At 66.3% G+C, this 22,083-nt stretch carries 25 protein-coding genes and 2 pseudogenes; 21 read left to right on the plus strand and 6 right to left on the minus strand.

Annotation, left to right across the window (positions count from 1 at the left end):
• Positions 1–315: pseudogene (locus A5791_RS26915) on the plus strand (SHOCT domain-containing protein); the annotation flags it as partial.
• Between the two features lie 48 nt (positions 316–363).
• On the opposite strand, the gene A5791_RS23125 reads toward A5791_RS26915, so the two are convergent.
• Positions 364–870, minus strand: coding sequence for a hypothetical protein (locus A5791_RS23125; protein ID WP_156661565.1), 507 nt, complete (start codon positions 868–870; stop codon positions 364–366).
• A 67-nt stretch (positions 871–937) separates the two neighbouring features.
• Entirely contained in the window at positions 938–1,834 is an 897-nt protein-coding gene (locus A5791_RS23130) for an SHOCT domain-containing protein (RefSeq protein ID WP_067241900.1), read from the minus strand.
• A gap of 172 nt (positions 1,835–2,006) precedes the next feature.
• On the opposite strand from A5791_RS23130, the gene A5791_RS23135 reads away from it, so the two are divergent.
• From A5791_RS23135 to A5791_RS23150, 4 genes and pseudogenes are all read left to right on the plus strand, one after another.
• The gene (locus A5791_RS23135) at positions 2,007–2,825 is read left to right on the plus strand and encodes a mycofactocin-coupled SDR family oxidoreductase (RefSeq protein WP_067241901.1); all 819 of its coding nucleotides are present in this window, start codon (positions 2,007–2,009) and stop codon (positions 2,823–2,825) included.
• Entirely contained in the window at positions 2,822–4,036 is a 1,215-nt protein-coding gene (locus tag A5791_RS23140; protein WP_369828124.1) for an NAD(P)/FAD-dependent oxidoreductase, read from the plus strand. Before A5791_RS23135 ends, A5791_RS23140 begins: the two co-directional genes overlap by 4 nt.
• An 8-nt stretch (positions 4,037–4,044) precedes the next feature.
• A pseudogene (locus A5791_RS23145) lies at positions 4,045–4,864 on the plus strand (helix-turn-helix domain-containing protein).
• A gap of 359 nt (positions 4,865–5,223) precedes the next feature.
• The gene (locus tag A5791_RS23150; protein WP_067241904.1) at positions 5,224–6,045 is read left to right on the plus strand and encodes an SAM-dependent methyltransferase; all 822 of its coding nucleotides are present in this window, start codon (positions 5,224–5,226) and stop codon (positions 6,043–6,045) included.
• A gap of 13 nt (positions 6,046–6,058) precedes the next feature.
• Here A5791_RS23150 and A5791_RS23155 read toward each other — a convergent pair whose 3' ends face one another.
• The 4 genes from A5791_RS23155 to mftR all read right to left on the minus strand — a co-directional run bounded on the left by A5791_RS23155 (position 6,059) and on the right by mftR (position 9,579).
• Positions 6,059–7,336 carry a VOC family protein gene (locus A5791_RS23155; RefSeq protein WP_067241905.1) on the minus strand — a complete coding sequence of 426 codons (1,278 nt, stop codon included), beginning with the start codon at positions 7,334–7,336 and terminating at the stop codon, positions 6,059–6,061.
• On the minus strand, positions 7,333–7,866 hold the full coding sequence (locus A5791_RS23160) for an RNA polymerase sigma factor (protein WP_067241962.1): 534 nt from the start codon (positions 7,864–7,866) through the stop codon (positions 7,333–7,335). Before A5791_RS23160 ends, A5791_RS23155 begins: the two co-directional genes overlap by 4 nt.
• A gap of 64 nt (positions 7,867–7,930) precedes the next feature.
• Positions 7,931–8,986: a DUF2332 domain-containing protein gene (locus A5791_RS23165; protein ID WP_067241907.1), complete on the minus strand. Its 1,056-nt coding sequence runs from the start codon at positions 8,984–8,986 to the stop codon at positions 7,931–7,933.
• Positions 8,983–9,579: a mycofactocin system transcriptional regulator gene (gene mftR, locus A5791_RS23170; protein ID WP_197504763.1), complete on the minus strand. Its 597-nt coding sequence runs from the start codon at positions 9,577–9,579 to the stop codon at positions 8,983–8,985. The genes A5791_RS23165 and mftR overlap by 4 nt, the downstream gene beginning before the upstream one ends.
• Before the next feature lie 118 nt (positions 9,580–9,697).
• On the opposite strand from mftR, the gene mftA reads away from it, so the two are divergent.
• The 16 genes from mftA (at position 9,698) to rpsC (ending at position 22,083) form a co-directional block, all read left to right on the plus strand.
• Positions 9,698–9,787 (plus strand): mycofactocin precursor MftA, encoded by a 90-nt coding sequence (mftA, locus tag A5791_RS23175; RefSeq protein ID WP_067241964.1) that lies wholly within the window; start codon positions 9,698–9,700, stop codon positions 9,785–9,787.
• Between the two features lie 5 nt (positions 9,788–9,792).
• Positions 9,793–10,068 (plus strand): mycofactocin biosynthesis chaperone MftB, encoded by a 276-nt coding sequence (mftB, locus tag A5791_RS23180; protein ID WP_231995990.1) that lies wholly within the window; start codon positions 9,793–9,795, stop codon positions 10,066–10,068.
• Positions 10,065–11,261 (plus strand): mycofactocin radical SAM maturase, encoded by a 1,197-nt coding sequence (gene mftC / locus A5791_RS23185; RefSeq protein ID WP_067241912.1) that lies wholly within the window; start codon positions 10,065–10,067, stop codon positions 11,259–11,261. Before mftB ends, mftC begins: the two co-directional genes overlap by 4 nt.
• Positions 11,261–12,448, plus strand: coding sequence for a pre-mycofactocin synthase MftD (mftD, locus tag A5791_RS23190; RefSeq protein WP_067241913.1), 1,188 nt, complete (start codon positions 11,261–11,263; stop codon positions 12,446–12,448). The genes mftC and mftD overlap by 1 nt, the downstream gene beginning before the upstream one ends.
• 148 nt (positions 12,449–12,596) lie before the next feature.
• On the plus strand, positions 12,597–13,334 hold the full coding sequence (gene mftE / locus A5791_RS23195; protein WP_067241916.1) for a mycofactocin biosynthesis peptidyl-dipeptidase MftE: 738 nt from the start codon (positions 12,597–12,599) through the stop codon (positions 13,332–13,334).
• Positions 13,331–14,743, plus strand: coding sequence for a mycofactocin biosynthesis glycosyltransferase MftF (gene mftF, locus A5791_RS23200; protein ID WP_067241919.1), 1,413 nt, complete (start codon positions 13,331–13,333; stop codon positions 14,741–14,743). Before mftE ends, mftF begins: the two co-directional genes overlap by 4 nt.
• Positions 14,744–14,786: 43 nt before the next feature.
• Complete coding sequence (gene mftG, locus A5791_RS23205) at positions 14,787–16,247, plus strand: mycofactocin system GMC family oxidoreductase MftG (RefSeq protein ID WP_067241921.1); 1,461 nt, start codon at positions 14,787–14,789, stop codon at positions 16,245–16,247.
• Positions 16,248–16,585: 338 nt separating this feature from the next.
• Positions 16,586–17,014, plus strand: a complete 429-nt coding sequence (locus tag A5791_RS26200; RefSeq protein ID WP_255397814.1) for a VOC family protein — start codon at positions 16,586–16,588, stop codon at positions 17,012–17,014.
• A 490-nt stretch (positions 17,015–17,504) separates the two neighbouring features.
• Positions 17,505–17,810 carry a 30S ribosomal protein S10 gene (gene rpsJ / locus A5791_RS23220; protein ID WP_003873519.1) on the plus strand — a complete coding sequence of 102 codons (306 nt, stop codon included), beginning with the start codon at positions 17,505–17,507 and terminating at the stop codon, positions 17,808–17,810.
• A 15-nt stretch (positions 17,811–17,825) separates the two neighbouring features.
• Positions 17,826–18,476: a 50S ribosomal protein L3 gene (rplC, locus tag A5791_RS23225; protein WP_067241930.1), complete on the plus strand. Its 651-nt coding sequence runs from the start codon at positions 17,826–17,828 to the stop codon at positions 18,474–18,476.
• Positions 18,476–19,165, plus strand: coding sequence for a 50S ribosomal protein L4 (gene rplD, locus A5791_RS23230; protein WP_067241932.1), 690 nt, complete (start codon positions 18,476–18,478; stop codon positions 19,163–19,165). The genes rplC and rplD overlap by 1 nt, the downstream gene beginning before the upstream one ends.
• Positions 19,165–19,467 (plus strand): 50S ribosomal protein L23, encoded by a 303-nt coding sequence (gene rplW / locus A5791_RS23235; protein WP_067241936.1) that lies wholly within the window; start codon positions 19,165–19,167, stop codon positions 19,465–19,467. Before rplD ends, rplW begins: the two co-directional genes overlap by 1 nt.
• 25 nt (positions 19,468–19,492) lie before the next feature.
• Entirely contained in the window at positions 19,493–20,335 is an 843-nt protein-coding gene (gene rplB, locus A5791_RS23240) for a 50S ribosomal protein L2 (RefSeq protein WP_067241938.1), read from the plus strand.
• 20 nt (positions 20,336–20,355) lie between these two features.
• Positions 20,356–20,637: a 30S ribosomal protein S19 gene (gene rpsS, locus A5791_RS23245; RefSeq protein WP_003892827.1), complete on the plus strand. Its 282-nt coding sequence runs from the start codon at positions 20,356–20,358 to the stop codon at positions 20,635–20,637.
• A gap of 28 nt (positions 20,638–20,665) precedes the next feature.
• A complete protein-coding gene (gene rplV, locus A5791_RS23250; RefSeq protein ID WP_067241941.1) occupies positions 20,666–21,247 on the plus strand; it encodes a 50S ribosomal protein L22 in 582 nt (193 codons plus the stop codon).
• Positions 21,247–22,083 carry a 30S ribosomal protein S3 gene (gene rpsC / locus A5791_RS23255; RefSeq protein ID WP_067241944.1) on the plus strand — a complete coding sequence of 279 codons (837 nt, stop codon included), beginning with the start codon at positions 21,247–21,249 and terminating at the stop codon, positions 22,081–22,083. The genes rplV and rpsC overlap by 1 nt, the downstream gene beginning before the upstream one ends.

A 22,083-nucleotide genomic window follows, 5' to 3' on the forward strand; every position in this document is an offset into this window, starting at 1 on the left:
AAGTTCACCGTCGCCGAAGACAACAAGACCTATGACCTCAGCGGGCAGACCGGCCCGGTAATGGAGATCCTGCAGATCCTCAAGGCTCACAATTTTGGGCTGAACGCCGACATTCGGTCGAATCCCGCAGCGCGTCAGCAGGCCCTGGCGGTGCTGCGCAGGTTCGAGGAGGAGCGGGCAGCGGCGGCGGCGCCACCCGCGCCACAAGCATCGACCGTCGAGCGTCTGCAGAATCTCGAGACGCTACGCACTAGCGGCGCGGTGACCGAGTTGGAATACAACACTCAACGGGCCCAGATCATCTCCGAGATCTGAGCTGTGTCCCCGGCGAGCAGACGCAGAATCGCATTTTTCGGCGCCCGATCATGCGAGTTTGCGTCTGCTCGGCCATATTCTTCCGGTGAAAGTCCAAGCTGGCGTTAGAGTTTCGGAAGCATCTTGGCGGCCAGATCTTTCTCCGCCTGCAGTTGTCTGTCGTCTCGGGTGCTCGAGTCCCCGGAGGTGAGCACGACATTGATCTGCATCCCCGTGCTTGCCGTTGCGCACCTTCAGGCCCGAGAACGACGTGAAAGCGGCGTCGCCGATGCCCGCAACCGGCTGTTCATTCGGCTCGCTGACGAGGTGGATCACGGACCACTCGCCGACCATGGCGTCGATCCAACCGTTCGAACCCTTGTACTGGCAGTGGGTTTCACGCGGATTGGGTTGCGCCGAAATGGATTGGACGGCATTGTCACCAATCACCGGCTTTACGAGATCGAGCGTCAGCACCTGACACGCGTTGGGGGCGTCGGTGCCGCCGCCGAGGCTCGAGCGAATGCTGGCGCATGCGGCGGTGGCCGAAACGACTGCGGCCGTGATCATCACCAACGCCGAACCCCGCGAGCTAGCCGGCCAACGGGCAGGTGTTGGCGCCACGATTCGAAGCATCCTCCGATCAGAGCTCGGAAATGATCTTCTCGCGCTTTGCGGTGTATTCGGCTTCGGTGATCGCCCCGGTGGCGCGCAGCGTTTCGAGCTCCTGCAGGCGCTGCGAGGCGGGTGCTTGTGGCGGTGGTGGCATAGCGGGCCCCCCGGGTTCGGACGCGAACGCGCCGGCAGGTGCCGGCACCGCCTGGGCGTGCTGGGCGCGGCGTACTACGGCCATCACCTGTTGGCGGACCGCTGGGTAGTTGCGCAGGTCGGTCGTGCCACCGAACGGCAGGTTGTTCGCTTTGTAAATCTGCAGGATCTCCATCAGCAGGTCGGGTTGACCCCTCAGGTCGTAGGTCTTGTTGTCCTCGGTGCTCGTGAACTGGGCCGGCACCACGCCGGCAATCAATCCGCTGGCCTGCCAATCGATCTCATACTCACGCGTGTTGGGGTCCACCAGAACGACAACCTTGCCTGACGTGACGACGGCCTGCTTGGTGATGTCGACGATCACCCGCTTGTTGCTGTCGAACTCGAACCCGGGGCCGGCGATGCGCAGGTTCAACCTGACCACCGGGCGCTCGTTGACACGCATCCCCGTTTCAGCCAGGCCGATGATCTGGGCGACTGTGAGCACCCCGGTCTGTCGCAGGGCCGCGGACTTCGCCGACGAGCGGGCGCCCCGGTTGGCCAGCCACAGCGCAACCACCACATCAGCGATCGTGATCAAAGCCCCGACGTACAACATCCACCCGATGTTGTCCTGCACCAGCGAGCCCAGCGAGCCCGTGTCGATGCCATTACCGGAGAATTGTGAACCGATCATGGACGGAAGAAGGAAGTAACAAGCGATGAAGATCGGCCCGACGATCCCTCCGCAAATCAGAACAAACAGTTGGGCCTTTAAATAACGCGCTAACATTGCCGGCTCCTGTCGTCGCGGGGGCAGATCGAAGTGTAATGCCTATCCCGGCCGTACGCGCCGCACTGTTAAATCCAAATGAGATGCAAAGATCCAGCCCCGACCTTGCGGCGTTCCAGTTTGCTAGCGCCCCAACTAGAACACGTTTCAGTTTCGCTGTTAGCCTGTCTGGGTGACTGGATCGCTGCACGGCCGGGTTGCCTTCATCACCGGCGCTGCCCGCGCCCAGGGACGGTCGCACGCGGTGCGGCTGGCCCGGGAAGGCGCCGACATCATCGCGCTGGATATCTGCGCCCCGGTGTCCGACACCCTGACCTACACGCCGGCCACGCCGGAGGACCTCAACGAAACCGTCCGGCTGGTGGAAGCCGAAGGCCGCAAGGTGCTGGCCCGCGAGGTGGACGTCCGCGACGACCCGGCCGTGCGGCAACTGGTCGCCGACGGCGTCGAACAATTCGGCCGGCTCGACATCCTGGTGGCCAATGCCGGAGTCTTGGGCTGGGGCCGGCTCTGGGAACTCACCGACGAGCAATGGGACACGGTCATCGGGGTGAATCTCACCGGTACCTGGCGCACCCTGCGCGCCGCGATCCCCGCGATGATCGAGGCCGGCAATGGCGGTTCAATCGTGGTGGTCAGCTCGTCGGCCGGACTCAAGGCGACGCCCGGCAACGGGCACTACTCGGCCAGCAAGCACGGCCTCACCGCACTGACCAACACCCTGGCAATCGAACTGGGCGAATACGGCATCCGGGTCAATTCCATCCATCCCTACTCCGTCGACACCCCGATGATCGAGCCGGAGGCGATGATGCAGATATTCGCCAAGCATCCGCGGTTCGTGCACAGCTTCCCGCCAATGCCCGTGCAGTACAAGGGATTCATGACGTCCGACGAGGTATCCGACGTCGTGGTGTGGCTGGCCGGCGACGGTTCGGGCACGCTGTCGGGCACGCAGATCCCGGTGGACAAGGGCGCCCTGAAGTACTGAACCGGCGAGCGTGCTATGAACTGCACGTGACCAGTAGCGCACAGACCAACGGGATCGTGATCGTCGGCGGCGGACTCGGCGCCGCCCGCACCGCCGAGCAATTGCGCCGGGCCGACTACACGGGTCCCATCACGATCGTCAGCGACGAGGTGCATCTGCCCTACGACCGGCCCCCGCTGTCCAAGGAAGTGCTGCGCAGCGAGGTCGACGACGTCGCGCTCAAACCGCGCGAATGGTATGACGAAAAAAACGTCACGCTGCGGCTGGGATCCGCGGCCGTCAGCCTGGACACCACCGCGCAGAGGGTGACGCTTTCGGACGGATCCGTGCTCGGCTACGACGAACTCGTGATCGCCACCGGCTTGGTGCCGCGACGCATTCCGTCGTTTCCCGATCTGGAGGGCATCCGGGTGCTGCGGTCGTTCGACCAGAGCATGGCGTTGCGCACCCACGCGTCGGCGGCCAAACGCGTGGTGATCGTCGGCGCCGGCTTCATCGGCTGCGAGGTCGCGGCCAGCCTGCGCAGCCTGGGTGTGGACGTCGCGTTGGTGGAGCCGCAGCCCACCCCGCTGGCGGCCGTGCTCGGCGAGCAGATCGGCGAATTGGTGACGCGGCTGCATCGCGCCGAGGGTGTCGATGTGCGCACCGGGGTAGGCGTGGCCGAAGTCCGCGGCGAGGGCCACGTCGACACCGTAGTGCTCAGCGACGGTACCGAGCTCGCAGCGGACCTGGTGGTCGTCGGCATCGGGTCGCGCCCCGCGACCGAGTGGCTGGACGGCAGCGGCATCGAGGTCGATAACGGCGTCATCTGCGACGAGGCCGGACGCACCAGCGCGCCCAACGTGTGGGCACTCGGCGACGTCGCTTCCTGGCGTGATCCCACGGGACACCAAGCGCGCGTGGAACATTGGAGCAACGTGGCCGATCAGGCCCGCGTCGTGGTGCCGGCGATGCTGGGCCAGGACGTGCCGTCGGCCGTGGTGGTCCCGTATTTTTGGAGCGACCAGTACGACGTGAAGATCCAATGCCTGGGAGAGCCGGAAGCCACCGACATCGTGCATCTGGTCGAGGATGACGGCCGCAAGTTCTTGGCCTACTACGAGCGCGACGGCGTGCTCGTCGGTGTGGTCGGCGGTGGAATGCCGGGCAAGGTGATGAAGGTCCGCGCCAAAATCGCTGCCGCCACGCCCATTTCGGAAGTGCTGGGTTAGAGGACGACATGACGGGTCCGCGGTTGTATCAGCCGCGGCCGCCGCTTGCCGATCACATCGAGTATTTCGGCTACTGGGAGCGCGGCAGCGCGATCGGCGTGCACACCAGCCGGGCGCTGCCACGAGGTGCCGCCACGGTGATTATCGATGTCGGCGACGGCAATGACCTCCGCTTCTATGCCGCCGATGGCGGCACCCGACTGTCGGTTCCGCCGGCCTTCATCGTGGGCCCCGGTTTGGCCTCTTACGTCACGCGGGTTCAGGCCACGCAGACCGTCATGACGGTCCACTTCCGACCGGCGGGGGCGCAGCCATTCGTCGGATGTCCGGTCGGGGACCTGGAAAACGCCTGCGTCGGTCTGGCGGATCTTTGGGGTCCGCGCGCCGAAACGCTGCTTTACCAACTGATCGAGACCGGCTCGGCAACGCGGCGGGTGGCCTTGCTTGAAACATTTCTTCTCGGCCGCATGCGTTCGCGGTATGCGCGCGCACAGCCTGATGTGGCTTCGGTAATCGTTGCGGCGGAACAGAATCCGTCGATGCGGGTATCGAAGGCGCACGACTTGACCGGGCTGTCGGCCAGGCGGTTCAATTCGCTGTTCCGCTCGCGAGTCGGGTTGTCACCCAAGGGCGTACCTTCGGGTGCGACGGCTGCAGGCGGCGATACGCGCGCTCGACACCGCGGCACCGGGCGCGAGGATCGCCGCCGATCTCGGATACTTCGACCAGGCCCACTTCGTGCGGGATTTTCGGTCGTTCGCCGCGATCACGCCCACCCAGTACGCGCAGCGACGGTCGTCAATGCCCGGACATGTCGACGTCGACTAGATGCAGCTAGCGTTGGCGCTGGGTGTGAATCGTTGGCGCTGGCTGTGAAACGTTGGCGCTGGGTGTGAATCGTTGGCGCTGGCTGTGAAACGTTGGCGCTGGGTGTGAATCGTTGGCGCTCGCTGTGAAACGTTGGCGCTCGCTGTGAATCGTTGGCGCTCGCTGTGAAGCCACGGCGGAAAAATCGCCGCGATTCCGCCCTGGCTTCACACCGAAAGCCCTGGCTTCACACCAAAAGCCCTGCCTTCACACCAAGAGCATTGTCTTCACGCCGAAGCCCTCGCGACACCCGAAAGCGCGAAACCCCGCGGCGCCGAAAAATACAAGCCAGGCCATTGCAGGGCATCGATGATGTACCTATGGACACTCATCATCGAGCGGTGGCCGATACGGCGTTGTTGGTTGCCGCCATCCGTGCCCGGGAGTCGGCCCGTGCGGACGGCCTGTTCCGCGACCCATTCGCCGAGCGACTGGCGGGCGAGTGCGGGCGGGAACTGCTTGCCGGCGCACTGAACTCGTCCGGCGAACAATCCACCGCCCAGATCGTCGTGCGGACCCGCTTCTGGGATGAAGCCCTACTCGAGGCGGTGCCGCAAGGCGGGCAGGTCGTCATCGTGGCGGCAGGGATGGACGCGAGGGCCTACCGCCTGCCCTGGCCGGACGGCACCGTCGTGTACGAACTCGACCAGCCGCAGGTTCTCTCGGCCAAGGCCGAGTTGCTCACCGGCGAGAACCCACGCTGCCGGCGCGTCCCGGTCGCCGTCGACCTCGCCGAAGACTGGCCCGCCGCCGTCCGAACTGCCGGCCTGAACGAGGCCACGCCCACCGTGTGGCTACTCGAAGGCCTGCTGCAGTACCTCGGCGAGAGTGCGGTTTACACATTGTTCGATCGCATCGACGCGCTGTCCGCATCCGGCTCCGTGCTGCTGTACGAGGTCGTCGGCAAGTCACTGCTCGAATCTCCTTCCATGGCACCGATTTTGGAGTCGATGGCGCGCAACGGTGCCCCGTGGTTGTTCGGCACCGATGAACCCGAACAGCTGGCCGTACGCCGCGGCTGGTCGGCGACCGTGATCGACGTCGCCGAAGTCGGTAATCGCTACGGCCGGTGGTTCGCGCCGGCGGTCCCGGTGGACGTCGAGGGCGTGCCGCGCGGCTACTTTGTCAAAGCAGTCAAGTAAGTCAGAACTGGCCTCAGAACTGGCCCAGGTAGAACCGGGCGCCCTGGTCGTCGACGCACTCAGCGGTTACGCCGTACGGCTGACGCGACGGTTCGGCCAGCACGGTGCCGCCGGCCTCACGGACCCGGGTGACCGCCGCGTCGATATCCGCAACCGTCCACATCGGCACGGTAACCGGACGCTGGCTGCCGCCCGCGGCGCCGGCCATCGGGTGGACAGTCTCAACCTGCCAGCCGTCCGCCACCCGGCCAGGCGCAAAGTTCCAGCCCAGCACGCGGCCGTAGAACTCGCGGAACGCGGCCGAATCCGGCACCTGGTAGGTGACATACGACAGCTCACCCGGCCCGGAGCCGTTGAGTTCGGGGCGTTTCTGGCCGCCGGCCGGCTGATACACGGCGAACGCCGCACCTTGCGAATCGACGGCGTCGAGCAGCACGCCGAAGTCCCTGTGCTCGATTTCGCCCGGCACACCGCCCGCTGCGATGATCGCCTCGCGCGCGGCTTCCACATCGTCGACCGCGTAGCAGCAGAACAGGGTGGGCTCGACGTCATCTGCTGAAATGCCAGTGGGCAGTTCGGTATTCGTCACCTGGTGCGACTTCCGGTCGTAGGTCCAGCCCAAGACGTGCCCGTAGAAGGCGGCCGCGCGGTCGGCATCGGGCACCCACACCGACACGTAGCCGATGTCGCCGTGCCGGATGCCGGCAACGGGTGTACTGGTCGGGCCGCTGAGCATCCAGCGATGACCGAACGGGTCGATGATGGTCGCGTTGCGCGCTCCGTAGTTCTCGTAGATCTCGCGCTCCACGGTGGCACCATGTTCGCGCGCCCGCTGCAAAGCGGTGTCGGTGTCGGCGACATGCAGCATCAAGCTCACCGAAACAGCCCGCGGCGCAGGGGCTTTCAACCCGAGCTGGGGATATTCGTCGGCCAGGTACAGCACGCCGTCACCGATCGCGATTTCCGCATGCCCGATTCGCCCGTCGTCCATCACGATCGGTTCGCCAACTACGGCGGCCCCGAAAGCATCGGTGTACCAGGCGATCGCTGCCCGCGCGTCGGTTACGGCCAGGTAGGGCAGTGCCGCGGGGCGGGGCGGCCGGTCTTCGGTTGATGGTTCGGTCAGCTCGGAAATGGCTGTGGCGGTGCCGCTCATGAGAACTCCTTTCGGTAGTGACAATGCGGATTCCAGGCGCCGGCGCAGCTGCGCGGCGAAGGCCGGATCTGGTTGCACCGGAAGGTCATCGGTGTGCAGGACGCTGAGCGGGTCCCGACGGTCGCGCGGACTCATGACGTCCCTCCTTCCGGATACTCCTGTTTGAACGCCTTGCGGGCACGGACCAACAGCGCCTCGGTGGCGTGCACGGTGCGCCCGATCAGCCGGGCGCACTCGCCTACGGTGCAGTCGTCCATATAGCGCAGCACCAGCACGGTCCGGTGCGGCTCCGTCAGCCGGGCGAGCACGCTTTCGGCCACCAGCCGATCCAGTTCGGCGTCCCAGTCGTCGATCGCCCCGGCCGCTTCGAGGACCGGCTCCGGCAGCTCGGCCACCGGCACGGCAGGCCTTGCTTGCCGGCGCCGATAGTGGTCTGCCAGCTTGTGTCGCGCCACGCCGAGCAACCACGGAAGCGCGATCGGCGGTGGGTCAGTCTTGCGTGCGGCGTCCATCGCCGCCAGGAACGTCTCCGACGTCAAATCCTCGGCCGTCCCGCGGTCGCCACATCGCCGGACGAAGTACCCGTACACCACCGGCAGTGCCTCGTCGTACAGCGCCAACAGCGCGCGTCGAGCATCGGACCGGTCGTCCGCTTCGGCGCTCACACCCTTATCGTCGCGTTGGCGGAGCAGTTTCCGACGCACGTGCCCGGAAAAAAGTGAAAATCAGCTATTGCCAGTTCACCGGCGGGCCGTGCGGATGGCATTCGCCCAGCACCTGTAACTCGCCACCGGGCCAGCTGCGGACGCGCACCAGAAACTTCAGCTCCCCGCCGGGCCCGTCCCGCGCGGGTTCGAGGGTCAGGTGTGCAAACGGCGAGCGGGCGCCGGCTTGACCGGCCAGTGCGTCAACCCCGTCGCGGACCGCGGCCCGTTCTTCGCCGGACAGGTACTGCCAGGTGATCGAATGCCACAGCACCGTCAACGCCCCGTCGGTCAAGGTCAGGCCCGCCACCGCGGCACTCGCCGTCTTGCGCACCAACCGCGCCGGGAGTTGGCGCGCGACCGCGATCGCACCGCGCAGCCGATCGAGCCGTGCCTGCTGATCCGGCCAGACGTAGCTCAACAAGGTCATCTCGCCATCGACGCCTGTGCCGCCCGTAACGTCCAGGGGCGCGATGTCGTATCCGTGCCGCTCGACGATACGCAGCGCACCGGGCGGCGGCAGCGCGCCGTGCCAGGCGTCGTCAATGGTCACCGGGGAGTCGGCCGGTCCCCACTGACCACCGGCGTAGCGGTAGTGGTAGCGGTCGGCCCGCAGGTTCAGCCCGGCGCTGGATCCGATCTCGAAAAGCCTTACCGGAAAATCGAATCCGTGATTGATCCGCAGCAGTGCGCCGACGAGCACGGCCGACCGGCCCACCTCGTTGGTCTGCGGTGGCTGGTCCAGAGCCGCGCGTAGCAGGCCGGTGTTCGCCGCGGCGACGCGCAGGATTTCCGGCCACGCGGCTTGGGCGTCCCAGCTTCCTCCGGTGCTGGGATACCAGCGGCGCAGAGCGGGTGCCCGCCCGTCGAGCACCATCCGGTGCAGCCCGCCGAGCAGTCGCAACGGCACCGCTTGGCGCGACGGGGCATCTTCGCAGCCGGCCAGGATGGTCGCGAACACACCGCCGGCTTCCACGTCGTCGGCCACCCGCCCGAACAGCTCGTCGTACATCGAAGAACCGGAGGCGCCGCAGAATCGCCCCTGCGATCGCAGGGTGTGTACCAGGTGCCCGGAATTCATCTGCCGAGGCCGTTCAGCCCGGCGCCGACGACGTCGAAGGCGTTCCCCAATGCGGTGGGCAACGGCACGGATTCGTCGTCCAGCCAGTGTTCGTAGGCACTCAGCGCTACTCCCAACAGCGTCCACGCCACGGTTTGGGGCGCCAGATCCGTGGTCTTGACACCCTGCCGGCCGGCGACGAACTCGGCGATCACCTCACGCCAGCCGGCGTACATCGTCATCGAGTAAGCCTGCAGCTCTTCGGTTTTCAAGATGACCCGCATGCGCTGGCGGTGCCGGGCGGTCTCCGACTCGTCAAAGGTGTTGAACGCCAGCAGCGCAGCCCGCAGTGCCTCGCCCAGCGGAACACGTTCGTCGGCTGCGTCGAGCAGATTCCGCAGCTGCGCGAGGTGGGTGTCGAAGTCGCCCCAGGGGATTGCGTTCTTAGATGCGTAGTAACGGAAAAGCGTGCGCCGCGCAATGCCGGCGGCCTGCGCGACGTCGTCGACGCTCACCTCCGCGAAACCACGCTCGGCGAACAAGTCGATGGCGACGTCGGTGATGTGGTGCGGCGTCGTCGAGCGGCGCCGGCCCACCCGCGACTCCGGCAGCATCAGAACCCGCCCTTCCATTTCGGCACTCGATGCCATATCCTGACGACGATTGTGACCAGCTCGACCCTTGGTTGTCGAGACCTTACGAGAGGCAATTCATATGGACCACGAGACTCAGATGGACCACGAGACCGCGACCGACACCGAACTCGTCGCCGAGACTCTGGTTGAAGAGGTGTCCATCGACGGGATGTGCGGGGTCTACTGATCCCCGTGTTCGACCCTGATCGCGGCTGGCGGCTGCATCCACAGGTCGCCGTCCGGCCGGAGCCGTTCGGCGCTCTGCTCTACCACTTCGGTACGCGCAAGCTGTCGTTTCTGAAAAACCGCACCATCCTCACCGTCGTGCGTTCGCTGGCTGAGCACCCAGACCTGCGGTCCGCCTGCCGCGCCGCGGGAGTAGACGATGCCGGCCAAGGTCCTTACCTCCACGCGCTGGCGGTGCTGGCCGACTCCAACATGCTGGTGGCCCAGGAGGATCCGAGATGACTGCACCAACAGCTCGCGTCCCGCGACTCATCGAGCAGTTCGAGCGCGGCCTCGACGCACCCATCTGCCTGACGTGGGAACTCACCTACGCGTGCAATCTGGCTTGCGTGCATTGCCTTTCGTCGTCGGGCAAGCGCGATCCACGCGAGTTGTCCACCCGCCAATGCAAGGACATCATCGACGAGCTGGAACGCATGCAGGTCTTCTACGTCAACATCGGCGGCGGAGAACCCACGGTGCGTCCGGACTTCTGGGAGCTGGTGGACTACGCCACCGCCCACCACGTCGGGGTGAAGTTCTCCACCAACGGGGTCCGGATCACCCCCGGCGTCGCGGCGCGGCTCGCCGCCAGCGACTACGTCGACGTGCAGATCTCGCTCGACGGCGCCACCGCCGAGGTCAACGACGCCGTGCGCGGCACCGGGTCGTTCGACATGGCGGTGCGGGCGCTGGAAAACCTTGCCGCGGCCGGATTCCGGGATGCCAAGATCTCCGTCGTCGTCACTCGGCACAACGTCGGCCAGCTGGACGAATTCGCCGCGCTGGCAAGCCGTTACGGCGCCACCCTGCGGATCACCCGGCTGCGGCCGTCGGGACGGGGCGCCGACGTGTGGGAAGACCTGCATCCCACCGCCGAACAACAGGTAGCCCTCTACGACTGGCTGGTCGCCAAGGGAGAAGGGGTGCTCACCGGCGACTCGTTCTTTCACCTGTCACCGCTCGGCGAGTCCGGCGCCCTGGCGGGCCTGAACATGTGCGGAGCCGGCCGGGTGGTGTGCCTGATCGACCCGGTCGGCGACGTGTACGCCTGCCCATTCGCCATCCATGATCGCTTCCTGGCCGGAAACGTCTTGTCGGACGGCGGTTTCGGGACTGGCTTCCAAAACATCTGGAAGCACGCGCCGCTGTTCCGCGAACTGCGTGAGCCGCAGTCGGCGGGTGCCTGCGGCAGCTGCGGGCACTACGACAGTTGCCGGGGCGGCTGCATGGCGGCGAAGTTCTTCACCGGCCTGCCGCTGGACGGCCCCGACCCCGAATGCGTGCAAGGACACGGCGCCCCGGCGCTGGCGCGGGACCGTGACACACCGCGGCCCCGCGTCGACCACTCCCGCGGACAGCGAGCGCGCGGGCCCGTGCCACTGACGCTCTCGACGCGGCCCCCGGCACGTCTCTGCAACGAAAGTCCCCTGTAATGCCCGATCAATGGTTTGAAACAGTAGCGATCGCCCAGCAACGCGCTAAAAAGCGACTACCGAAATCGGTCTATTCGTCCTTGGTTTCGGCCAGCGAAAAAGGAATTACGGTCGCCGACAATGTCGAAGCGTTCAGTGAACTCGGATTCGCTCCCCATGTCGTCGGCGTGGCGGAAAAGCGCGACCTGTCGACCACCGTTATGGGCCAAGAGATTTCGCTTCCGGTAATCATCTCGCCCACCGGTGTCCAGGCGGTGGACCCGGACGGTGAAGTGGCCGTGGCGCGCGCCGCGGCCGCGCGGGGAACCGCGATGGGTTTGTCCTCGTTTGCCAGCAAGCCGATCGAAGAGGTCATCGCCGCCAACCCCAAGCTTTTCTTCCAGGTGTACTGGCTCGGTGGCCGGGATGCGATCGCCGAGCGAGTCGAGCGGGCGCGGCAGGCCGGTGCGGCCGGACTGATCGTCACCACCGACTGGACGTTCTCCCACGGTCGCGATTGGGGTAGTCCCAAGATCCCCGAGCAGATGGACCTGCGGACCATGCTGCGCATGTCTCCCGAGGCGATCACCAAGCCGCGGTGGCTGTGGAAATTCGGCAAGACGTTGCGGGCGCCGGACCTGCGAGTGCCCAATCAGGGGCGCCGCGGCGAACCGGGCCCGCCGTTCTTTGCCGCCTACGGCGAGTGGATGGGCACTCCGCCACCGACCTGGGACGACATCGCCTGGCTTCGCGAATTGTGGGGCGGTCCGTTCATGCTCAAGGGCGTCATGCGAGTCGATGACGCCAAAAGGGCAGTGGACGCTGGTGTTTCGGCGATATCGGTGTCCAACCACGGTGGCAACAACCTGGACGGCACACCCGCCTCGATCCGCGCCCTGCCCGCGGTGGCGGCCGCGGTCGGCGACCAGGTCGAGGTCCTGCTGGACGGCGGCATCCGGCGGGGCAGCGACGCGGTCAAGGCGGTGGCCTTGGGGGCCCGGGCGGTCATGATCGGGCGCGCGTATTTGTGGGGTCTGGCCGCGGCGGGCCAGTCCGGCGTCGAGAATGTTCTCGACATTCTGCGCGGAGGCATCGACTCGGCACTGATGGGCCTCGGCCATGCCTCGGTCCACGACCTGAGCCCGGACGACATCTTGGTTCCGGCGGGGTTTGCCCAGGCGCTCGGTGCGCCTTCCTCGGACACCTGAGGCCGCCTGAGCACACCGTCACAAATACTCGTTCGCGACAATTCTGATACGGGCGTGACAGCGGTGGCGGACGTGTCGTAAATTCCGGCACTGGTTCAGCCGGCGGACAGAAATTTCAATAGATGCTGGAACAATTGGTGCACGAGAGGTGAATTCGTCCTACCATCGGCAAGTGCCCTTACGCGGCGAACTGGGAAGCATGACGTCGAGCCAGTTGCCAAGCATCTCGCCGTCAATACTGATCCCGTTGGGGTCCACTGAACAGCACGGCCCGCACTTGCCGCTGGACACCGACACGCGCATCGCTACCGCGGTTGCCCGAGCGGTAGCGGACCTTGTCGACGATGGTCGAGAATGGCTGGTCGCCCCGGCCATCGCCTACGGCGCCAGCGGTGAGCATCAGAGCTTCGCCGGAACGGTCTCCATCGGTACCGAGGCGCTGGCCGCCGTGCTGCTGGAATACGGCAGGTCGGCCGCCGGCTGGGCCGAGCGCCTGGTCTTCGTCAACGGCCACGGCGGCAATGTCGCCGCATTGAACTGCGCGGTGAGCACGCTGCGGTCCGAAGGCCGCGACGTGGGGTGGTGCCCCTGTACCGTCGCCGGCGGCGACGCCCATGCCGGCCATACCGAAACTTCCCTGCTGCTGCACATTTCGCCGGCCGACGTCCGTGCCGACCGGCGACTGGCCGGCAACGGCGCGCCGCTGCCCGAGCTGCTGCCGGCGATGCGACGGGGAGGTGTTGCGGCGGTCAGCCGGACCGGGGTGTTGGGCGACCCGACGACTGCCACCGCGGCCGAGGGGAGGCGCATCTTCGGCGAGATGGTGGACGGATGTGCACGCCGAGTCGCCCGCTGGTCGCCGGAGGCACACGGGATGCTGACGTGAACCAGCCGCGCCTCCCGGACGGATTCGCCGTTCAGGTCGACCGCCGCGTGCGGGTGCTCGGTGACGGTTCGGCTCTGTTGGGTGGCTCGCCGACACGCCTGCTGAAGCTGGCGCCCGCGGCCCAAGGCATGCTCTCCGACGGCCGGCTGAAGGTGCGCGACGACGTCAGCGCTCAGCTGGCGCGCGCCCTGCTGGACGCCACGGTGGCCCATCCCCGGCCCGCCGGTGGTCCGTCGCATCGCGACGTGACCGTGGTGATTCCGGTGCGGGACAACACTTCTGGCGTGCGGCGCCTGGTGTCCTGCTTGCGGGGGTTGCGGGTCGTCGTGGTGGACGACGGTTCGCGGTGCCCGATTCAGGAAGACGACTTTCTGGGAGCGCACTGCGACGTCAAAGTACTCCGGCACGATCGCAGCAAGGGGCCGGCGGCGGCACGCAACACCGGCTTCGCCGCCTGCACCACCGACTTCGTCGCGTTCATGGATTCCGACGTGTCGCCGCGGCGGGGCTGGCTCGAGGCGCTCCTCGGACATTTCTGCGACCCCACGGTCGCGCTGGTCGCACCCCGCATCGTCGGTCTGTCGCAGAGCGAGAACCTGGTAGCCCGGTACGAGGCGGTGCGCTCGTCACTGGACCTCGGTCAGCGAGAGGCGCCGGTCCTGCCGCACAGCAGTGTGTCCTACGTTCCCAGCGCGGCGATCATCTGCAGAAGTACTGCCATTCGTAACGTCGGCGGATTCGACGAGACCCTGAGGTCCGGCGAGGACGTCGACCTGTGCTGGCGACTCATCGAAGCAGGCGCGCGGCTGCGCTACGAGCCGATTGCGCTGGTGGCCCACGATCACCGCACGGAACTGAAGGATTGGCTTGTCCGCAAAGCCTTTTACGGTGGCTCCGCGGCTCCGCTGTCGATTCGCCATCCGGACAAGACCTCTCCGCTGGTGATCTCCGGCGGGGCATTGATGGTCTGGATCCTGATGGCCCTGGGCACCAGCATCGCTCAGCTGGTGTCGCTGGTGATGGCCGTCCTGACGGGCCGCCGGATCGCCAAGGCGATGAGCAAAGCCGACACGTCGCTCCAGGACGTTCTGGTGATCGCCACTCGCGGACTGTGGTCAGCGGCGCTGCAACTGGCATCGGCCATTTGCCGGCATTACTGGCCCCTGGCGCTGCTTGCCGCCATCCTCTCGCGACGGTGTCGGCGGGTCGTGCTGATCGCGGCCATCGTGGACGGCGTGGTGGACTGGCTGCGCCGCAGGGATGCGGTCGGCGACGATGTCGAACCGATCGGGCTGTTCACCTATCTGTTGCTCAAACGCATCGACGACCTGGCGTACGGCATCGGGTTGTGGACCGGGGTGGTGCGCGAACGAAATGTGGGCGCGCTGAAACCGAAGATCCGCACCTGACGTTTTGACCGCGAGCAGACGCAAAAGCACCGACACGCTCGGCGTGTCGGGTGCTTTTGCGTCTGCTCGCGCGGCTATCCCGCACAGCGATGTGCTGATCATCGGCGCAGGCAGTGCTGGATCCGTTGTCGCCGAGCGTCTTTCCGCGGATCCTCGTTGCGCCGTGACCGTCCTCGAGGCCGGCCCCGGGCTGGCCGATCCAGGGTTGCTGGCCCAGACCGCGAACGGGCTGCAACTTCCGATCGGGGTCCGCAGCCCGCTGGTCCATCGCTACCTGACCAAGCTCACCGACCGGCCCGCCCGCCAGTTGCCCATCGTGCGCGGGGCAACGGTCGGCGGTTCCGGTGCGGTCAACGGCGGCTACTTCTGCCGCGCGCTGCCCCGGGACTTCGACCGCAACACGCTGCCAGGTTGGGCGTGGTCCGACGTCCTGGAGCACTTTCGTGCCATCGAGACCGACCTCGATTTCGACACTCCCCCGCACGGCCGCTGCGGTCCGATCCGTGTTCGCCGCACGCACGAAATAACCGGCACCACAGAAGCTTTCGTAGCTGCCACCCAGCGCGCGGGTTTTCCGTGGATCACCGACCTCAACGATGTAGGGCCGGAGCTGCCTTCAGGGGTGGGCGCGGTCCCGCTCAACATCGTCGACGGCGTGCGCACCGGATCGGGGGCGGGCTATCTGATACCGGCGCTGAACCGACCTAATCTGACCCTCCTGGCGCACACCCGGGCTGTGCGGGTGCGCTTCTCCGGGAACACCGCGGTGGGGGTTGATACGGTCGGCCCCGAAGACCCCGGCACCTTGACTGCTGATCGAATTGTATTGTGCAGCGGCGCAATTCAATCGGCACAGCTGCTCATGCTCTCGGGCATCGGGACGGAGGCGATGCTGCGGGCCGCCGGGGCGCAGGTGGTCGTCGCGTTGCCCGTCGGGCTGCACTGCAGTGACCACCCCGAATGGGTGATGCCCACCAACTGGGCGGTGGCCGTGGATCGTCCGGTACTGGAAGTCGTGCTGAGTACCGCGGATGGCATCGAAATACGGCCCTATACCGGAGGTTTCGTCGCGATGACCGGCGATGGCACCGCGGGACACCGGGACTGGCCGCACATCGGGGTAGCGCTGATGCAGCCGCGGTCACGCGGGCGCATCACGCTGGTCTCGGCCGATCCCGACGTGCCGCCCCGGATCGAGCACCGATACGACAGCGAGCCCGCCGATGTCGCGCTGCTGCGGCAGGGCAGTGAACTGGCACGTGAACTCTGCAGCGCCGCTACGCATATCGGACCGGCGGTATGGTCGACATCGCAACACCTGTGCGGGAGTGCCCCGATGGGCAGCGATGCCGACCAGTACGCCGTCGTCGATCATCAATGCAAGGTCCGCGGCGTCGAAAACCTCTGGGTGATCGACGGTTCCGTCCTGCCAGTGGTCCCCAGCCGGGGTCCGCACGCGACCATCGTGATGCTGGCACATCGCGCGGCCGAATTCGTCAGATAGCGGTGGCGAATCTCCGTCCGAGCCCGCGGGACCCAAGCCCGGGCTTCACTTCGCAGGTCCTCCGCGGTCGAGTGTGAGCGTATGGATTTCGTTGTGAACTGACGGCTTTGGGAGTGCACGTAGGGCGGAAAATATGGCGCGAGCCCCGCCGTCAGTTCACACCGAAAGCCGTCAGTTCACACTGGATGTCGTCAGCGCACGTTCTCGCGCAGCGAGTAGCGGATGGTTGCCCGGGCCGACGATGGAAACAGCGCGTGGGCCCGCAGGGTCGCGGCATGTAGCCGCGCGTCGCTCGATACATATGCCGTCTGGGCACTGAGTCTGTCAGCATAGGACTCGTGGAAGCGGTCGGTCGTCCGCCCTTGGCTGGGCTGCATCACCTTGGAATCTCAGTGACCAGCCTGGATCGAAGTCTGCGTTTCTATTGCGACGTGGTCGGGGCCGATCTTCTGGTCCCGCCAAATAACGGCACGAGCCCGTCGTTCGTAGGTCGCGTGGCCATCCTCAGCCTTGGTGGACGCATTGTTGACCTGTGCGAGCATTCGCGAAACGAAGGGGAGCGGTTCGACCCTGCACGTACCGGTCTCGACCATCTTGCGCTCGCCGCCGAGTCAGTCGATGAGTTGCATGCGTGGGCGACTTGGCTTGATAACTGTGGTGTCTCGCGATCCCCGGTTCGGGAAGTGGCGGATGGTCTCGGGACGATGTTCGACTTTGTCGACCCGGACGGCATCCAGATCGAGGTCATCCACCTGAGCTTTAGTTAGCGCAGGCCGGGCCTGCGGTCCGGCTATCCGGGCATTTCTGATGAGTCAACGCGGCAGCCCGGCTGACGATACCCATGTGGTTGATGTGACGTGAGAGGTACCGTACCCCCCGTTTTCCAGGCGTTACAGACCTGCCCGGACGCCGATGCGCGGGGTCCGCTGTCGGGCTGCCCCGGAATTTGGCCGCGACCGCGATCTGAGGCATACTGTTCAGGTTGCCCTGCGCCAGGTTTGCGCCTGGTCGGGCATACGACCAGCGCCCACAACGGGCGCGTCCGGTCCCCACCTTGGAGCGCGACTGAATTCGGTCGCTAACAAGGCTGCGTGCGGGTGACACGCCCGAGCGCGGGGGCCGGTGGACCACGACAGGTAAACAGCGGCGCAGTAACCGGCGCGACGCTGGACCGGCCCGGGAAGGCCAGGCCGATCAGCGCGCTGGAAAGCACCAGGTCCGGACACGGGCCTCAAGTTGGAGTGAGGGTAGAGAAGCGTGGCGGGACAGAAGATCCGCATCAGGCTCAAGGCCTACGACCATGAGGCTATTGACGCGTCGGCGCGCAAGATCGTCGAAACCGTCGTCCGCACCGGTGCCAGCGTCGTAGGGCCGGTGCCGTTGCCGACCGAAAAAAACGTGTACTGCGTCATCCGCTCTCCGCACAAGTACAAGGACTCTCGCGAGCACTTCGAAATGCGGACGCACAAGCGGTTGATCGACATCCTTGATCCCACGCCGAAGACCGTTGACGCCCTGATGCGCATCGACCTTCCGGCCAGTGTCGACGTCAACATCCAGTAGGAGCTCGGCGAACTCATGGCAAGAAGAGGCATTCTGGGAACCAAGCTGGGCATGACGCAGGTGTTCGACGAGAACAACAGGGTCGTCCCGGTGACTGTGGTCAAGGCCGGACCCAATGTGGTGACCCGCATCCGCACCCCTGAGCGCGACGGATACAGCGCCGTCCAGTTGGCCTACGGCGAGATCAGCCCGCGCAAGGTGAACAAGCCGGTGACCGGTCAGTACACCGCGGCTGGGGTCAACCCGCGCCGGTATCTGGCCGAACTGCGGCTGGACAACTCGGACACCGCGGAATACGAGGTCGGCCAGGAGCTGACGGCCGAGATCTTCGCCGACGGGACTTACGTCGACGTGACGGGCACCTCCAAGGGCAAGGGCTTTGCCGGAACCATGAAGCGGCACGGCTTCCGCGGCCAGGGCGCCAGCCACGGCGCTCAGGCGGTGCACCGCCGCCCGGGTTCCATCGGCGGCTGCGCCACTCCCGCTCGGGTGTTCAAAGGCACCCGGATGTCGGGCCGCATGGGTAACGACCGGGTGACCGTTCAGAACCTGTTGGTGCACAAGGTCGATCCCGAAAACGGTGTGCTGTTGATCAAGGGCGCGGTCCCCGGCCGCACCGGTGGACTCGTCATGGTCCGCTCCGCGATCAAGCGAGGTGAGAAGTAATGGCTGCGAAGGCGGGCAAGGGCTCCAGCGCCCTCAAGATCGACGTGAAAACCCCCGACGGCAAGGTTGACGGCTCGGTGGAGTTGCCGGCCGAGCTGTTCGACGCGCCGGCGAACATCGCGCTGATGCACCAGGTGGTCGTCGCCCAGCGGGCGGCGGCACGGCAAGGCACGCACTCGACAAAGACCCGCGGCGAGGTCAGCGGCGGTGGCCGTAAGCCCTACCGGCAGAAGGGGACCGGTCGCGCCCGGCAGGGCTCGACGCGGGCGCCGCAGTTCACCGGCGGTGGCACCGTGCACGGTCCCAAGCCGCGCGACTACAGCCAGCGCACCCCGAAGAAGATGATCGCCGCGGCGTTGCGCGGGGCATTGTCCGACCGGGCCCGCAACGGGCGCATTCACGCGGTCACCGAACTTGTGGCGGGCCAGACCCCGTCCACCAAGAGCGCCAAGGCATTTCTGAGCACGCTGACCGAGCGCACGCAGGTACTGGTGGTCATCGGCCGCAGCGACGAGGCCGGCGCCAAGAGCGTGCGCAACCTGCCCGGCGTGCACACCCTGGCGCCCGACCAGCTCAACACCTACGACGTGTTGCATGCCGACGACGTGATCTTCAGCGTCGAGGCCTTGAACGCCTATATCGCCGCGAACACAGCCAACACGGCTACCACCGAGGAGGTTTCGGCCTGATGGCGACCATCGCTGACCCCCGAGACATCATCCTGGCCCCGGTCATCTCGGAGAAGTCCTACGGGCTGCTCGACGACAACGTCTACACCTTCGTGGTGCACCCCGACTCGAACAAGACGCAGATCAAGATCGCCGTCGAGAAGATCTTCTCCGTCAAGGTCGCGTCGGTGAATACCGCAAACCGCCAGGGCAAGCGGAAGCGCACCAGGACCGGATACGGCAAGCGCAAGAGCACCAAGCGTGCCATCGTCACCCTGGCGCCCGGCAGCAAGCCGATCGACCTGTTCGGAGCACCGGCCTAGCCGAGAGAGAAAGACCTGATTAGACATGGCAATTCGGAAGTACAAGCCGACCACTCCGGGTCGTCGCGGCGCCAGTGTGTCCGACTTCGCGGAGATCACCCGGTCACACCCGGAGAAGTCATTGGTGCGCCCGCTGCACAGCAAGGGCGGCCGAAATTCGCACGGCCGGATCACCACTCGTCACCAGGGCGGTGGCCACAAGCGCGCGTACCGGGTCATCGACTTCCGCCGCAATGACAAAGACGGCGTCGACGCGAAGGTCGCGCACATCGAGTACGACCCCAACCGCACCGCGAACATTGCGCTACTCCACTATCTAGACGGGGAGAAGCGCTACATCATTGCGCCGCAAGGGCTTTCGCAGGGCGACGTGGTGGAGTCGGGCCCCAACGCCGACATCAAGCCGGGCAACAACCTGCCGATGCGCAATATCCCGGCCGGTACGCTGATCCACGCCGTCGAGCTGCGGCCGGGCGGTGGCGCCAAGCTCGCCCGGTCGGCCGGCTCGAGCATCCAGCTGCTCGGCAAGGAGGGGACATACGCGTCGCTGCGGATGCCCAGCGGTGAAATCCGTCGCGTCGACGTTCGCTGCCGCGCCACGGTCGGCGTGGTGGGCAACGCCGAGCAGGCAAACATCAACTGGGGCAAGGCCGGCCGGATGCGGTGGAAGGGCAAGCGCCCGTCGGTCCGCGGTGTCGTGATGAACCCGGTGGACCACCCGCACGGTGGTGGTGAGGGCAAGACCTCCGGTGGGCGTCACCCGGTCAGCCCGTGGGGCAAGCCCGAGGGCCGTACCCGCCATCCGAACAAGCAGAGCAACAAGCTCATCGTCCGACGCCGGCGCACCGGCAAGAAGCACGGTCGCTAGGAACTCAGGAGTAGCCAACCATGCCACGCAGCCTGAAGAAGGGCCCGTTCGTCGACGACCATCTGCTCAAGAAGGTCGACGTGCAGAACGAGAAGAACACCAAGCAGGTCATCAAGACCTGGTCGCGGCGGTCCACCATCATTCCGGACTTCATCGGCCACACCTTTGCGGTCCACGACGGCCGCAAGCATGTGCCGGTGTTCGTGACCGAGGCGATGGTGGGCCACAAGCTGGGTGAGTTCGCGCCCACGCGCACCTTCAAGGGACACATCAAGGACGACCGAAAGAGCAAGCGGCGATGAGCGCTCGCGCGAAGAGCGAAGGGCAGAGATGACCACCACGACCGAATATCCGTCGGCGACCGCCAAGGCGCGGTTCGTACGGGTGTCGCCGAGAAAGGCGCGCCGGGTGATCGACCTGGTGCGGGGTAGATCGGTGGAGGACGCGCTCGACATCCTGCGCTGGGCTCCGCAAGCCGCCAGCGAGCCTGTCGCAAAGGTGATCGCCAGTGCCGCGGCCAACGCCCAGAACAACGACGGGCTGGACCCGACCACTCTGGTGGTGGCCACGGTGTACGCCGACGAGGGCCCGACCGCCAAGCGCATTCGTCCGCGCGCGCAGGGGCGCGCGTTCCGGATCCGTCGGCGCACCAGCCACATCACCGTGATCGTGGAGAGCCGTCCCAGCAAGGACCAGCGGTCGTCGAAGTCGTCGCGCGCCCGTCGTGCCGAGGGCAGCAAGGCCGCGGCCAAAGCACCCGCCAAGAAGGCGGCGAAATCCCCTGCCAGCAAGGCGCCCGCGAAGAAGGCGGCCACCAAGGAACCGGCAAAGAAGGCGCCCGCAAAGAAGGCTGCTGCCGGTTCGGGTGCAAAGGCTGCTGAGGCTTCTGAACCGAAGGGAGGCTCAGACTAGTGGGCCAGAAGATCAATCCGCACGGCTTCCGGCTGGGGATCACCACCGACTGGAAGTCGCGCTGGTATGCCGACAAGCAGTACGCCGAGTACGTGAAGGAAGACGTCGCGATCCGCCGGCTGCTGTCGACCGGCCTGGAGCGCGCGGGAATCGCCGACGTCGAGATCGAGCGCACCCGCGACCGGGTCCGCGTGGACATCCACACCGCGCGTCCCGGCATCGTCATCGGCCGTCGTGGCACCGAGGCCGACCGGATCCGCGCCGACCTGGAAAAGCTGACCGGCAAGCAGGTCCAGCTCAACATCCTCGAAGTCAAAAACCCGGAATCGCAAGCACAATTGGTGGCTCAGGGAGTCGCCGAGCAGTTGAGCAACCGGGTGGCATTCCGTCGCGCAATGCGTAAAGCCATCCAATCGGCAATGCGCCAGCCCAACGTCAAGGGCATCCGGGTGCAGTGCTCCGGCCGTCTCGGCGGCGCCGAGATGAGCCGTTCGGAGTTCTACCGCGAGGGGCGGGTGCCGTTGCACACGCTGCGCGCCGACATCGACTACGGCCTCTACGAGGCCAAGACCACTTTCGGCCGGATCGGCGTGAAGGTGTGGATTTACAAGGGCGACATCGTCGGTGGGAAGCGCGAATTGGCCGCAGCCGCGCCGGCGGGTGCGGATCGTCCGCGTCGCGAGCGGCCCTCGGGCACGCGTCCGCGCCGCAGTGGCGCGTCGGGTACGACAGCGACCAGTACCGAGGCCGGACGGGCAGCCGGTGGCGAAGAGAACGCCACCGGAGGCTCAGGAGATGGCGCGCCTGCCCTCGAACCGCAGAGCACGGAGAACTGA

Source organism: Mycobacterium sp. 852002-51163_SCH5372311, from assembly GCF_001667115.1.
GTDB lineage: Bacteria > Actinomycetota > Actinomycetes > Mycobacteriales > Mycobacteriaceae > Mycobacterium.

Coding starts and splice junctions, on each gene's coding strand:
- mftA (WP_067241964.1), top strand. CDS start 9,698: ATGGACCACGAGACCGCGACCGACACCGAACTCGTCGCCGAGACTCTG.
- A5791_RS23150 (WP_067241904.1), top strand. CDS start 5,224: ATGGACACTCATCATCGAGCGGTGGCCGATACGGCGTTGTTGGTTGCC.
- A5791_RS23165 (WP_067241907.1), bottom strand. CDS start 8,986: ATGAATTCCGGGCACCTGGTACACACCCTGCGATCGCAGGGGCGATTC.
- mftC (WP_067241912.1), top strand. CDS start 10,065: ATGACTGCACCAACAGCTCGCGTCCCGCGACTCATCGAGCAGTTCGAG.
- rplB (WP_067241938.1), top strand. CDS start 19,493: ATGGCAATTCGGAAGTACAAGCCGACCACTCCGGGTCGTCGCGGCGCC.
- rplW (WP_067241936.1), top strand. CDS start 19,165: ATGGCGACCATCGCTGACCCCCGAGACATCATCCTGGCCCCGGTCATC.
- rplV (WP_067241941.1), top strand. CDS start 20,666: ATGACCACCACGACCGAATATCCGTCGGCGACCGCCAAGGCGCGGTTC.
- mftR (WP_197504763.1), bottom strand. CDS start 9,579: ATGCTGCCGGAGTCGCGGGTGGGCCGGCGCCGCTCGACGACGCCGCAC.
- A5791_RS23130 (WP_067241900.1), bottom strand. CDS start 1,834: ATGTTAGCGCGTTATTTAAAGGCCCAACTGTTTGTTCTGATTTGCGGA.
- A5791_RS23155 (WP_067241905.1), bottom strand. CDS start 7,336: ATGAGTCCGCGCGACCGTCGGGACCCGCTCAGCGTCCTGCACACCGAT.
- rplD (WP_067241932.1), top strand. CDS start 18,476: ATGGCTGCGAAGGCGGGCAAGGGCTCCAGCGCCCTCAAGATCGACGTG.
- rpsS (WP_003892827.1), top strand. CDS start 20,356: ATGCCACGCAGCCTGAAGAAGGGCCCGTTCGTCGACGACCATCTGCTC.
- mftD (WP_067241913.1), top strand. CDS start 11,261: ATGCCCGATCAATGGTTTGAAACAGTAGCGATCGCCCAGCAACGCGCT.
- rplC (WP_067241930.1), top strand. CDS start 17,826: ATGGCAAGAAGAGGCATTCTGGGAACCAAGCTGGGCATGACGCAGGTG.